Source organism: Pseudomonas sp. JUb42 (genome assembly GCF_024807945.1).
GTDB lineage: Bacteria > Pseudomonadota > Gammaproteobacteria > Pseudomonadales > Pseudomonadaceae > Aquipseudomonas.
On record NZ_JANUFD010000019.1, the window covers coordinates 21,850 to 34,507 of the forward strand.

General features: G+C 59.9%; 10 protein-coding genes and 1 pseudogene. 5 read left to right on the forward strand and 6 right to left on the reverse strand.

Annotation, left to right across the window (positions count from 1 at the left end; translation table 11 throughout):
• Positions 1-29: 29 nt before the first annotated feature.
• A complete protein-coding gene (locus M2401_RS29735) occupies positions 30-704 on the reverse strand; it encodes an SDR family NAD(P)-dependent oxidoreductase (RefSeq protein WP_259109377.1) in 675 nt (224 codons plus the stop codon).
• A gap of 87 nt (positions 705-791) precedes the next feature.
• A complete protein-coding gene (locus M2401_RS29740; RefSeq protein ID WP_259109379.1) occupies positions 792-1,424 on the reverse strand; it encodes a transcriptional regulator in 633 nt (210 codons plus the stop codon).
• A gap of 177 nt (positions 1,425-1,601) precedes the next feature.
• Here M2401_RS29740 and M2401_RS29745 point away from each other — a divergent pair, with 177 nt between their 5' ends.
• Both M2401_RS29745 and M2401_RS29750 read left to right on the forward strand, forming a co-directional pair.
• Positions 1,602-1,979, forward strand: coding sequence for a hypothetical protein (locus tag M2401_RS29745; protein ID WP_259109381.1), 378 nt, complete (start codon positions 1,602-1,604; stop codon positions 1,977-1,979).
• 119 nt (positions 1,980-2,098) lie between these two features.
• On the forward strand, positions 2,099-2,845 hold the full coding sequence (locus M2401_RS29750; protein WP_259109383.1) for an ABC transporter substrate-binding protein: 747 nt from the start codon (positions 2,099-2,101) through the stop codon (positions 2,843-2,845).
• A gap of 36 nt (positions 2,846-2,881) precedes the next feature.
• Here M2401_RS29750 and M2401_RS29755 read toward each other — a convergent pair whose 3' ends face one another.
• From M2401_RS29755 to M2401_RS34850, 4 genes and pseudogenes are all read right to left on the reverse strand, one after another.
• Complete coding sequence (locus M2401_RS29755) at positions 2,882-7,282, reverse strand: response regulator (RefSeq protein ID WP_259109385.1); 4,401 nt, start codon at positions 7,280-7,282, stop codon at positions 2,882-2,884.
• Positions 7,283-7,334: 52 nt separating this feature from the next.
• Positions 7,335-8,492, reverse strand: coding sequence for a two-component system response regulator (locus tag M2401_RS29760; RefSeq protein WP_259109387.1), 1,158 nt, complete (start codon positions 8,490-8,492; stop codon positions 7,335-7,337).
• Between the two features lie 201 nt (positions 8,493-8,693).
• A complete protein-coding gene (locus M2401_RS34845) occupies positions 8,694-9,557 on the reverse strand; it encodes a methyl-accepting chemotaxis protein (protein WP_409034010.1) in 864 nt (287 codons plus the stop codon).
• Positions 9,552-10,508: pseudogene (locus tag M2401_RS34850) on the reverse strand (MCP four helix bundle domain-containing protein); the annotation flags it as partial. The pseudogene M2401_RS34850 and the gene M2401_RS34845, both read right to left, overlap by 6 nt.
• Between M2401_RS34850 and M2401_RS29770 the strand changes: the two are divergent.
• The 3 genes from M2401_RS29770 (at position 10,507) to M2401_RS29780 (ending at position 12,599) form a co-directional block, all read left to right on the forward strand.
• On the forward strand, positions 10,507-10,866 hold the full coding sequence (locus M2401_RS29770; protein WP_259109391.1) for a hypothetical protein: 360 nt from the start codon (positions 10,507-10,509) through the stop codon (positions 10,864-10,866). The pseudogene M2401_RS34850 and the gene M2401_RS29770 sit on opposite strands and share 2 nt — an antisense overlap.
• Before the next feature lie 62 nt (positions 10,867-10,928).
• Complete coding sequence (locus M2401_RS29775) at positions 10,929-11,531, forward strand: TetR/AcrR family transcriptional regulator (RefSeq protein ID WP_259109393.1); 603 nt, start codon at positions 10,929-10,931, stop codon at positions 11,529-11,531.
• Positions 11,532-11,828: 297 nt separating this feature from the next.
• A complete protein-coding gene (locus M2401_RS29780; RefSeq protein WP_259109395.1) occupies positions 11,829-12,599 on the forward strand; it encodes an alpha/beta fold hydrolase in 771 nt (256 codons plus the stop codon).
• The last annotated feature ends 59 nt before the right edge of the window (positions 12,600-12,658 follow it).

Sequence of the window (12,658 nt, forward strand, 5' to 3'; positions counted from 1 at the left end):
CCTGAACAGGGTCGACACAGGTGGACCCCCTACCACGGCATAGTCTGGTCCTCCCAACGGGTATAACCCGCCGTCCGCGTATCGCCTTCGAGCAAGGCCACGCGCACGACTTCACGGGCGCCGTCTTCCAGGGATGAGGTCCCTTCGAAGTTGTTCAGGTTGGTGCTGGTGAACTCAGGCGATACCGCATTGACCCGTATGCCCTCGGCTTCCAGTTCGATGGCAAAGCCCAGGGTGATGATATTCATCGCCGCCTTGGAGCCCGCATAGCCGGGGCTGAACATCGCCCGGTAGGGGAAATCCGGACTTGCATTGAGGGTCAGCGAGCCTACCCCGCTGGAAACATTGACGATGCGCGCAGCCGACCCGGCGCGCAGCAACGGCAGCATGGCCTGGGTCACCGCCACCACGGCGAAGACGTTGGTTTCCCAGAGCAGGCGCATATCGTCGAGGGCAATGGTGCTGGCCGACATGGTCTTCATGTAGTCGGCCAAGGAGACGTCCAGCATGGCCGGAGGACGGGAGATCGCCGCGTTGTTCACCAGCAGGTCGAGATGACCATATTCAGCCTGGATACGCTCAGCGGCTGCGGCAATGGACGCCGCATCCGTGACATCCAGCTGCACGAAGTTCACGCCCTCGCCGATCTGTTCGGCCGCTGCCTGGCCCTTCTGCGCATCCCTGCTGGATGGGTGATGGCTCACCATAGCGCCCAGGCACAGGACTCACGATATTCAATAGTCCGCAGATCTAGTTTGACAGTCCGGAATCACAAGAAAAGAGAATCGGGATCAGGGTTGTTTCACGTAGCTATAGACCGCCGCCCGGGACACCCCCAGATGTTGCGCAATGACTTCCATGGATTTGCGCACCTCAAGGTGCCCGCTGTCTTTCAGTTCGCGCAGCAGCGCACGCCGGTCTTCGGCCTTCAGCGCCCGTGGCGTCGAGGCCTGGCGCGCGGCGAATTCGTCGATGCGCTGGCGGATGATGTCGGCGTTGCTGGTGTCCAGGCTCTCGGTGACACCCTCTCTGGCGATTGCAGTGAACTGGCCAACGGCGCTTTGCAGGCTCTGGAACAGGCTCAGGTCGAGGTTCATGCACAGTGCCGCCACATAGATCCCCTTGGAATCCTTGATGCCGATGGACGTGCTCTTGGCCTGTCGACCGTCCGGGAAGCGATTGGCGTAGTTGGCGAGTACCTGCGGGTATTGCGGATCGGCGATTCGCGCCAGGCCCAACTCAGTGGCCGGATCACCGATCCTGCGGCCCGACAGGTTGTTGTGAATGGCATAAATGGCGCGGGCGGGATCCTGCAGGTCATGCACCACCACCTCGCAAAAAGGCGCGAACGTCTCTCCCAGCCCCTTGGCAATCTGGTCCAACTGTTCGAGAAGGTTGGCGCCTTCGTCTCTCTTTGCGCTCATGGGGGCTGACTCATACGGGGGGTAATGGGCGCCACGATGACAAACTATCCATAAATAATCAAAATGCCCATCTGTGCCGCTGCATGCCAGACGCATCTCTGCGCCCTGCTCCGCTATGCTTCGACGCAGCCATCGCTGGCAATGCCACGACGTCCCTCCCCCAATCCAAGGGCCACCATGAACAAGCACGCGGCAGGCTTTCTCGTTTTTAACGCGGTGTTTTCAGTGCTGTGCGCCCCTGCGCAGGCGGGCACCTGGCAGATCTGCCGCATGGAGCTGCGCATCACCGACGTGCTGAAACAGCCGTCGGCGCAGCTACAGGCTCAAGTCCTTAAGGTAAGCGCCAAGCCTGCTACGGCAGAATGTCCGCAGCAAAACACGCACATCACTTTCGTTCCGGAAACTGCGAACTATCAGGCGATGGTGCCGCGTCGGCAGTGGCCGTCCACAGGGCAGTCGGTGCAAGTTGAATACCGCTATCTGGACGGCATCTGCAAGGGAGACGGTCATGAGCATCCCTGCCGCATCAAGCATTACTCTTTAGTCGCACGCTAGCGGATAGCCGTGCCAATCTTTGCTTCGGCGCAGCACCATGCGGTTGTCAGGGTCTATGCTTACCTGGTTCGTGCTGGCAGCCCATTCTTGAGCGCCAGGCAGTCCAACAGGCAGATCATGTGAACTATTCGATACTCAGCGCTGCGCTGCTCTGCCTGTTGTTCGGCACCGATGCCAGGGCCGGGGAATATCAGGTCGTGACCGAAGAATGGGCACCGTACAACTATCAGGAACACAACCAACTCAAAGGCATGACCACCGAGGTCGTCCGGGCCATCATGGCGCTGACCGGAGATGACTTTGAAGTGGTGCTGCTGCCGAGCATGCGCGCCTCCCATATCCTGCAAAACCGGCCCAAAACCATCATGTATTCCATGTTCCGCACACCAGCGCGAGAACCGCTGTACAAGTGGGTCGGTCCGATTGTTGAAGATGCGATACATCCCTACCAACTGGCCAATGCTGCGCCGCTGAACTCTCGGGAGCAACTGCTGAGCGCTGCGCAGATCACCACGCGCCATGCCGGCCTGCTGCCTCAGGTCCTGGAGTCACAGGGCTTCACCAACCTCGATAAAAGTGCCACCGAAAACCTGCAGCTCTACCGCATGCTGCTGGCCGGACGCACTAATATCATCGTTGGCGATACCGACGCCGGAGTGGTCTATTACAGCCGCCAGCTAAACATTGCGCCCGGCACGCTGCGGCAGATTCCCGTCGAGGTCTATCGCTCATCGCTCTATATCGCTTTCAGTCGCGACAGTGACGATAAGGTGGTGGCGGCCTGGACCAATGCCCTGGAGCAACTGCGCCAGTCGGGTGAGCTGGCGCGTATTCAGCAGCGGTATCAGAACCCCGCAGAGAAATAAGCCGTTACGGCGACACTTCGTCCCCCGCCCGCCACCTCAAGACATATCAGCAAGCAGCTCCAGCGCCTGATCGAAGTCAAAGGATTCGGCTTGCTGGATGACCTGATGCAACTGCGTGGCAATCAGCGGGTCCGGCGCCAGCCCTTGCAGTTCATGCAGGGCCGTCAGCGCCTGGGCATCACTCTCGCCAAGCAAGTACCGGACGTTGGCCAACCGTGCCTGCCACTCACTGTTTAGCGGTGGTGTGGCGACGGATTGCGTGGACGATGTCGGTTCGCTCAATACCAGCAAACCGTCCAGCACCGTTATTAGGCAGCGTTGGACTTCGGCCAGTCGTTCAACCAGTACCTGCTGCACGTCACCCTCAAGACAGGCCTGCTCCAGTTTGCCGGCGGCTTTCGCCACTTCAATGGCACCGACATTACCCGCCGTGCCCCGCAGCGTGTGGGCCAGTCTGGCCATGAGCGAAGGATCGCCTTGGTCCTGCGCAGCCAGGAACTCACTGTGAAACGCCAGGTTCCCGATGCGGAACTTGCGCAGCAGACGCAGGTACAGCTCGGCCTTGCCCATGCAGGTACTCAGGCCTGCATTGAGATCAATACCGGGCAAGCTGGCGGGCAGGATCGGCGCAGCTACTGTGCCGACCAGGGCCGCCTCGGCGCCAGGCACTCCGCGGCCAGGTCGCGGGTGTATCCACTTGGCCAGGGTGGCGAACATGCTCTCGACGTTCAGGGGCTTGGAGATATGGTCGTTCATGCCGCAAGCCAGGGCCCGCTCGCGGTCCCCCGCCATCGCGTCGGCAGTCATGGCAATCACCGGCAGATCCGCCCAACGCGGCTGCTCGCGTATCTGGCGGGTCGCGGTATAACCGTCCATTACCGGCATCTGGCAGTCCATCAGCACACCATCGAAGTCCGCGTCACGCTCCAGCTCGTCGAGAGCTTGCGCACCGTGAATGGCCATACGCAGTTCGATGCCGGCGCTCTCCAGTAACTCGCAGGCCAGCTCGCGATTCAGCTCGTTGTCTTCCACCAATAACAATCGTGCGCCGCGCAAGCCGGCCACGGCACTGGCGCTGTGGCCGAGTCGCTCGTCCGCGCGGACATCAGCCTGGGGGGCCTTGCCGAGCGCCGTGCCCAGCGCCTCAAGCAAAGTGGATGGCGTCACGGGTTTGGTCAGCACCACCGGCAATTGAATGCCGCTGCGCAAGGCCTCCTCTCGCGCTTCCTCGCGACCGAAAGCGGTGACCATGATCACCGACGGCGTTTGCGCCAGTCTGGCGGCCTGCATCTGCCGTACCGTTTCCACGCCATCCATGCCTGGCATGCGCCAATCCATCAGCACCAGGTCATAGGGCAGCACCTTGACTTCGGCTTCCTTGAGCATGGCCAATGCAACCCGGCCGCTGTGTGCGACATCCACCTCCACGCCAAAACTGCGCGCCATGCTGGACAGAATCTCCCGTGCGCTGGCGTTGTCATCAACCACCAGGACACGGCGGCCCAGCAGTTCATCGGCGGTAACCATGCGCCGCAATTGGCCGTCCTGCTGCACGCCCAGGCTCACCTCGAAATGGAAGGTGGAACCCTGCCCCGGCTCGCTCTCGACCCAGATGCGGCCGCCCATGAGCTCCACCAGATGCCGTGAAATGGCCAGCCCCAGCCCAGTGCCGCCGTATTTGCGCGTGGTGGAGCTGTCGGCCTGGCTAAAGGGTTGAAACAGCAGCGCACATTGTTCGGTGCTCATGCCGATCCCGGTGTCACGTACCCAGAAGTGCAACTGCGCCTGTTCTCCCACTGCACCCTGCTGCTCGATGCCGAGCACGATTTCGCCCTCTTCGGTGAACTTCGTCGCGTTGTTGCCCAGGTTAATCAGGACCTGACCGAGGCGCAGCGGATCGCCAATCAGGGCGGTCGGCAGTTGCGCATCGGTGCTGAACAACAACTCAAGACCTTTGTCCTCGGCCTTCAGGCCAATCATGCTGGCAAAGCCGTCGAGCACGTTTTCGAGGTGGAAGGGAATATGCTCCAGGTGCATCTTGCCGGCCTCGATCCGGGAGAAATCGAGGATATCGTTGATGATCACCAACAGATATTCCGCCGAACGATGCACCTTCTCGATGTAATTGCGCTGGCGATGGTTGAGCTCCGTTCTCAACGCCAGGTAGCTCATACCGATGATGGCATTCATCGGCGTGCGGATTTCGTGGCTCATGGTGGCCAGGAAGTTGCTCTTGGCCTGGGTCGCTTGCTCGGCGACTTCGCGTGCACGCTGCACTTCGGCCTCGGCGATCTTGCGGTCGGTAATGTCAAAGTACCAATTGGCCCCCAGGCCCCGCTCGCCGGGCGTCATCGTGACGGCCGAAACCAGTACGTCGAAGCGTGTACCTGCGGCGCGCTGCAGGGTCGTCTCGAAGTTCAGCACGACACCTTGAGCTGCGGCAGCGAGAAAGCGCTGGCGCGCCTGTGGATCGACCCAGAACTGCTCAGGATTCGTCCCCTCCAGCTCGGCCAGGCGGGTCTCGAACAGGCTCTCGAACTGCGGATTACAGTAGGTCGGACGACCATCGGCATCTCGGATCACCATGGCTACCGGGCTGCTGTCGAGCACCGCGCGCAACTGGGCCTCGCTGGTCTGGACGGCCGCCTGCAACTGACGGCGTTCACTCACATCGCGCACCGACGCACAGACACACACCCCCCCGCCTTCCAGACTCGGCAAATGCGACAGGCTGATCTCTGCCGAGAAAAGACTGCCATCCTTGCGCACGCCTTGCAGGTCGTCCAGCTTGGCCCCCATCTGACGAGTACCGCCGTGGGCCACGAAGCCCTTGCGCAGCGCCACGTGCCCCCCGCGACTGGGCACCGGCACCAGACAATCGATGCTCTGGCCAATCAGCTCGCCGGCGCTGTAACCGAACAGTTGATCCAGTTGCCGGTTGGTACGCAGGATTTGCCCCTCTGCATCCACCACCAGCATGCCGTCGGGCGCCGCTTCGATAATCCCGCGGTACCAGGCCTCGGTTGCGCGCAGTGCCGACTGCTGGGTTTCCAGTGCCAGCGCCTGCGCTTCCAGTTGCAACGCCTGTTCCGCCATTTCGTTGGCCTGACGGCGGGTTTCGGCCAGGAGGGTCTTGACCGCCTGATTGCGCTCCAGAATCGCCATGGCCGTCGCCAGGCGTGGCATGGCCTCCTGCAACAGCAGCATTTCGCGCTCGCCCACCGGCTCCAGCCCGGCCAGTTCAAGAACGCCCAGCAGCCGCTCACCACGCATGATCGGTTGCAGCAGCAGGCACTTGGCGGTCATCTCGCCAAGCGATGAATGCAAGCGCCAGTAAGGCTCCGGCAATGCCTGAAACTGGCGCGGCTGGCGATCCACCGCGCACTGACCCAGCAGACCATCGCCGAACACTACCTGCGCCTCGGGCGGCCGCCCGGAATCGGTGGCATAACAGCCCATCAGCAGCAGCTTGCCGGACTCCTCCTGTGCGCTATACAACACACCCTGGCAGATGCCCTGCAGGCTCGCCATGCACTGCAGGAATACGTGTGCCAGCTCGGCCGGTGATTCCGCCTGCTGCAAATCGACCTGTAATTGCGCGGTATGCGCCTTGATCCAGCGTTGCCGCTCGAGCTGTTGGGATTCGGTCTGCAGTTTGGCAATGGCCCGCGCCAGATCACCCGTCTCATTGTTCAGATCGGTATGGGGAATGGGCTGATCGAGCTGCCCTGCGGCCAGTTCGTCAACGGCAACCCGCACCCGATTGAGCGGATTGCGGATCGACTGGCTGACCAGCCAGGACAACAGCAACGCCAACGACAAGCCGCCGAACAACAGCACGTAGGTCAGCATCGTGCTGCGTTCGGCAAACTCGGCAATATCCTTGGCCGTGTCGCGAATCGAGGCTTCCTTGATTTGGGCGATCGCTTGCAAAAGAGTGTCGGCCTGCCGGGCAAGCAGCTGGAACTCATTGCTATTGAGCAGTAGCAGTGCCCGATTCTGCTGGCCTTGATCAATCAATTGAAAGGCCTGGTCGCTATGACGCTGCAACTGCTGCAGCAGCAAGTCGAACTCTGCGAAGCGAGCCAGATTCTCCGGGCGCTTGACCGTGACTTTGGCGTGGGCAAGGGCCTGTTGCAGACGCTCCTGGATATCGCGTAACTGTTGCAGGGATTCGACGCGAATCTGCGCGCTGTCGGTGCCCACTGCACGTTGCAGCGCTTGCATCATATAAGGCAATTGCACGCGCGCTTCATGCAGGTGCCCCAAGCCAACCAGCTCCTGGAGATACAGGTTTTGCATGTCATGCTTCAGCGATTGCTGAGTGCGCAGGCTTTGCACGCCGAGCACCAGGACCAACAGCAGCAGCGCTGCGAAACCCAGAATGAGTTTGTGCAGCAGCGCAAGGCGCTCAAGCAGTGTGCGCAATCCGGTCATGCCCTATCCTCGCGAACCTGATAAAAAACCTGACAAAGGTACAACGCAGGGTTCATGGGGTCTGGCCACTACGCTCCAGGGCAGCCTTTTTCTCGGCCATGTCCTGATCGGTATCAGCGAAACGCGCGGCAATGCCCTGGAACTGCTCGACACAGGCCATAAAGGCATCGCAGACATCCGGATCGAAATGCGTGCCTCGTCCCTCGCGGATAATTTCCACAGCCTGCTCGTGCGGCATCCCAGATTTATAAACCCGGCGGCTGATCAACGCGTCATAGACATCAGCGACTGCCATCAGCCGGGCACTGATAGGGATGGCGTCACCGGCCAGTGCCTGGGGATAGCCACTGCCGTCCCACTTTTCCTGATGGCTGTAGGCGATCTCCTTCGCCAGGCTGAGGAAGTCGGCACGGATGCCCAACTGATCTTCGGCGTGCTGAATGGCATCACGCCCCAGCGTGGTATGAGTCTTCATGATCTCGAACTCTTCCTCGGTGAAGCGTCCCGGCTTGAGGAGGATGTGATCGGGAATGCCGATCTTGCCGATGTCGTGCAGAGGGGCCGACTTGAACAGCAGCAGAATTGTCTCGCTCGTGAGGAAGTCACGGAAACGCGGATGATCGCGCAAGTGCTCCGCCAGGACCTTGACGTAATGCTGGGTCCGGCGGATATGGTTGCCGGTTTCGTTATCACGAGTCTCGGCCAGTGACGCCATGGCCTGAATGGCCACATCCTGAATCGCGATCACTTCGCGGGTCCTGCGCTCCACCTCTTTTTCCAGGTAATCGTTGTGATCGCGCAGGAAATCCTTCGCCGCCTTGAGCTTGAGCTGGGTGTCCACCCGCGCCAGGACCAGCGCCGGCCTGACAGGTTTGGTGATGTAGTCGACCGCACCCAGTTCCAGGCCATGAATCTCGTCTTCAGTGCCGGCCATGGCGGTCAGGAAGATGATGGGAATCTCACGGGTACGCGGTTCGCGCTTGAGCTGCTGCGCCACTTCATGGCCGGACAACCCAGGCATCATTACGTCAAGCAGGATGAGGTCCGGCAGGCTGTCACCCTGGAGCACACGCAAGGCCTTTTCACCGCTGTTGGCCACCTTGACCCGATAGCGGTCCTTGAGCAGATCGGTCATCAACAGCAGATTATCAGGCGTGTCATCCACTACCAGCAGAGTGGGCGGGCTGTAACGACTGTGTTCGGCGTTCATGGCGGCGGACTCCTTTGCCAGACATTGACTTCCTGACGCAACACTCCTGCCGCCGCCTCAGCGCAAATGAGCTTAGCTGCAGTTTTTCAAGGTTGCTGGGCGTTATCGAGTCGCCCAAACTACCCCCTGATCAAGACCGGGTAAAACCAAAACAAGGCATACCGGCGCCCTGTGCAAGCGACTGCCGGTACCGGGCCCCAATCAAATCTGGAAGTGCTTGACCAAGGTATTCAGTTCATACGCCAGGCTTGCCAGGGATTGCGAGGCTATCGTGGTCTGGCTGGAGCCTTCCGAGGATTGCACCGACAATTGCTGGATGTTCAGCAGGTTCTGATCGACCGCCCGGGCGACATGGGCCTGTTCGTCGGCCGACGAGGTAATCACCATATTGCGGTCGTTGATTTCGTCGTTGGCCGCGACAATATCCGCCAGCGCCTGTTGCGCCAGTTCGGCCAGTTCCAGGGTCTGCTGGGTCATATTGCTGCTGGTGAGCATGGTGCTGACCGCGTTGGTCGTACCGGCCTGAATACTGCCGATCATCTGTTCGATTTCCTGGGTCGACTGGGCGGTGCGATGGGCCAGGGCACGGACTTCGTCGGCAACCACGGCAAAGCCCCTGCCCGCCTCACCCGCCCGGGCCGCTTCGATAGCGGCGTTCAACGCCAGCAGGTTGGTCTGTTCAGCAATCGCGCGGATAACGTCGAGTACCTTGCCAATGCTCTTGGCTTGATCGGCCAGGCTGCTGACCTGTCCGGAGCTGACTTCAACGCCACGGGTCAGCGAGTGAATGGAGTTCAGCGCCTCGACCATGCGCTGCTGACCTTTCACTGCGATATTGCGCGACTCCTGGGACAGCTCGGAGGTGGACGCCGCATTTCTCGCCACTTCTTCAATGGCCGTGGTCATTTCGGTGACGGCCGTGGCCGCCTGCTCGATCTCGCCATGTTGCTGTTGCAGACCACGGCTACCTTCGGCGGTCACTGCATTGAGCTCTTCCGCCGCAGCGGCCAGTTGATTGGAGGACCCGGTGATTTTCTGCAAGGTCTGCACGAGGTTGTTGCGCATGATCTCCTGCGCCTTGAGCAAGCGCGTGGCTTCGTCGTTGCCCGTCGGGTTGATTGGTTGGGTCAGATCGCCCTTGGCAATGGTTTCGGCCACCTGCACCGCTTCGATGATCGGGCCGGTGATGCTGCGGGTCAGTAGCCAGGCAACCAGAATGGTGCCGGCACCCACCAACAGGATAACAATTACGATGCCGCTCACTGCATGCTCATAGGCATCCACCGAGTGCTGACCGGCCTGCTCCGCGCCCTTGTTGGCCAGATCGATCAGTTGATCGAAGTTCTTGGTCATCTGCTCATAGGTTTCGCGAATGCTGTTGAGAAATGCCCGCGCGCCATCTTTATCGCCGGACCGCGACAGCTTGAGCATATTGGTGTGGTTATTGGCGTAGGCATCGAGGCTCTGGTTGAACACAGCGAGACGATTTTTTTCCTCGCTCGTGTTCAACAACGCAGCGTATTGGCTCAGTTGCTCCTTGACGCTCTTCAGGCGCCCTGACGACTTGTCTTCGTACGTCTGCATTTCAGCGTCGGTGCCCGACAGGATATGCGCCATTTCTCCCAGGCGAAAACGATCCAGGGAAGCATTGGCCAGGGCAAGGATCCTGACGCGCTGCATCCAGTTGTTCTGGATGTCGGAGGCCTGGAATTGCACCTCATGAATCTGCTTCAACGCAAACAGACCCAGAAGCACACTGAGCAACGCTATCGCAGCGAAACCGATAAATGCTCTGGCAGCGATTCTTATATTTCTCAAACCCATGGTTTTTCGCTCGCGCTGGAAAGATAGTTGGCAGTATCCGGTCAGGCTATCGGGATTCTCGCCCGGCGAACACATCCTGACACTACTCTCTACATTCGACAGAAAACCTAATATCTTTAGCGGTTTGAGGGGGCATATCGAAGCTGGCTCCCAGGATCCGACCATTGTCTGAGTATCCAGGGGGTGTGGCATGCAAGCTGTCGACGCGAACCGTCTGAAGATCTGGCAGGCACTTTCAGAGTTTTTCCTCGACACCGAGATCGATGACGCCACCTTTGACTATGTCGCGAGGGCTATCCTGGAAACCGGCTATTCGCCTTTCGAAGTCCAGAGCATTCTGTGGCGTGAAGTATTTCCGGTATTGGAAGCCAACCTCAGGTCGGTGGTCGGCGAATGGGCAGGATGGACAGACGACTGGCTGCTCGAGCATCTCAAGGTGCGCGAAATGGCAGCAGCCAGGCCCGGCACTAACGATATTGCCAGGGAAATCAGCCGCTGCTGGGGCCGCGTGGCCCTGCGACTGCCGCCGCCCATGTCCGAGAACCAATGATCTCGACTGCGCCTGTAAAAACCGCTAGTAGACCGATCAACTAGTAAGATATTATGCCAGCCATGAACAGTCCAAAGAAACGCGAAAACTCCGACGTACGCCAAGGCATCCTCGATGTCGGCCAACGCATCATGGCCGCCAAGGGGTACTCCGCCGTGGGCCTCAATGAAATCCTGGCCGAAGCGGGCGTCCCCAAGGGGTCGTTCTATCATTACTTCGGCTCCAAGGATGCGTTTGGCGAAGCGATCCTGGAAAGCTATTTCCACGACTACCTGAGCGAACTCGACCAGACCCTCAGCCAGCCTGGCCTCGACATGGGGCAGCGCTTGCTCAACTACTGGCGCATCTGGCAGGACACCCAATCCTTTCTCGATTGCCAGGGCAAGTGCCTGGCCGTGAAGCTGGGTGTGGAAGTCGCCGACCTCTCGGAAGCCATGCGCGCCGTACTCAAGCGCGGCACCTCGGGCATCACCTCACGCCTGGCGCGTGCCATCGAAGCCGGTGCTGCCGAAGGGTCGTTGAAGATCAACGACGACCCCGATGCCATTGCCCAGAGCCTTTATCAGTTGTGGGTTGGCGCCAGTGTCATGGTGAAGATCTCACGCAGCACCGAGCCGTTTAGCACCGCCATGGCTACGACCCGGCAGATCCTCCGTCTCCCCTGAACAAACAGCAACCCCTTGTGGGACCGGCTTTAGCCGGGAAGGCTTTAGTACTGCCGATGCATCTTTAGCGTCTGCACCTGAGTCTTCCCGGCTAAAGCCGGTCCCACGGGCGTCATACCCCGCCATATATATGCCTGGCCACGCTCTGGCACCGCACTCCTGACATCTGATCCAACCTCTTTTTTTCCGCAAATTCACGATCGCAAAAAAAAATTAAAAAAACACTATACGACTGGTCTAATTGTGATTACAGTAGCCACACATTCACTCAACAGCCCCAAGCGAAGGAACACCGTGATGAAAGCCCGAACCAAACTCGCCGCACTCGTAACCTCATTAGCGCTGTTGGGCCATGCCGGTCTGTCCGCTGCCCAGGAACAAAGCGCCAAGGCTCCCGCCAAGACCGTCGTGCTGGTTCACGGTGCTTTCGCCGATGGTTCCTCCTGGAACAAGGTGATCCCGATTCTGGAAAAAGCCGGCCTGAAAGTCGTCGCCGTACAGAACCCGCTGGACTCCCTGGCCGGCGATGTCGCCTACACCAACCGCGCTATCGCCAATGCCGAAGGGCCGGTGGTGCTGGTGGGTCACTCCTGGGGTGGCGCGGTGATCACTGATGCAGGCGTAAACGACAAGGTTCACTCGTTGGTTTACGTAGCGGCCTATGCGCCGGACAACGGCCAGTCGGTACTGGATACCGCCAAGGACTATCCGCCGACGCCGGGCCGGGTCTCGTTCGTCAAGGATGCAGACGGCTACGTCAAAGTCAGCGATGAAGGCGTCTTCAAATACTTCGCCCAGGACCTGCCAAGGCCTGAACAGGAGCTGGTCGCCGCCACCCAGGGCGCGCTGAACAGTCGTGCACTGAGCCAGCCGGTCACCCATGCCGCATGGCACACCGTCCCTTCTTATGTAGTGGTGGCACGCAACGACGCAATCATTTCGCTACAACAGCAACTGGACCAGGCCAAGCGCATGCATGCGGTTTCGGTTGAAGTCCCGTCGAGCCACGTCGCCATGCTGTCTTACCCGCAAGTCGTCGCTGATCTGATCATCAAGGCTGCGAAGTGATCTAAAAAGCGACCTAAAAAGTGATCTAAAATTTGTCCGCCAACTAGACGACCAGTCTA

Bases quoted from the DNA above. Each gene is read 5' to 3' on its own strand.
- M2401_RS29760 (WP_259109387.1), bottom strand. From the start codon at position 8,492: ATGAACGCCGAACACAGTCGTTACAGCCCGCCCACTCTGCTGGTAGTG.
- M2401_RS29745 (WP_259109381.1), top strand. From the start codon at position 1,602: ATGAACAAGCACGCGGCAGGCTTTCTCGTTTTTAACGCGGTGTTTTCA.
- M2401_RS29755 (WP_259109385.1), bottom strand. From the start codon at position 7,282: ATGACCGGATTGCGCACACTGCTTGAGCGCCTTGCGCTGCTGCACAAA.
- M2401_RS29770 (WP_259109391.1), top strand. From the start codon at position 10,507: ATGCAAGCTGTCGACGCGAACCGTCTGAAGATCTGGCAGGCACTTTCA.
- M2401_RS29780 (WP_259109395.1), top strand. From the start codon at position 11,829: ATGAAAGCCCGAACCAAACTCGCCGCACTCGTAACCTCATTAGCGCTG.
- M2401_RS29740 (WP_259109379.1), bottom strand. From the start codon at position 1,424: ATGAGCGCAAAGAGAGACGAAGGCGCCAACCTTCTCGAACAGTTGGAC.
- M2401_RS34845 (WP_409034010.1), bottom strand. From the start codon at position 9,557: ATGCGCAACAACCTCGTGCAGACCTTGCAGAAAATCACCGGGTCCTCC.
- M2401_RS29775 (WP_259109393.1), top strand. From the start codon at position 10,929: ATGAACAGTCCAAAGAAACGCGAAAACTCCGACGTACGCCAAGGCATC.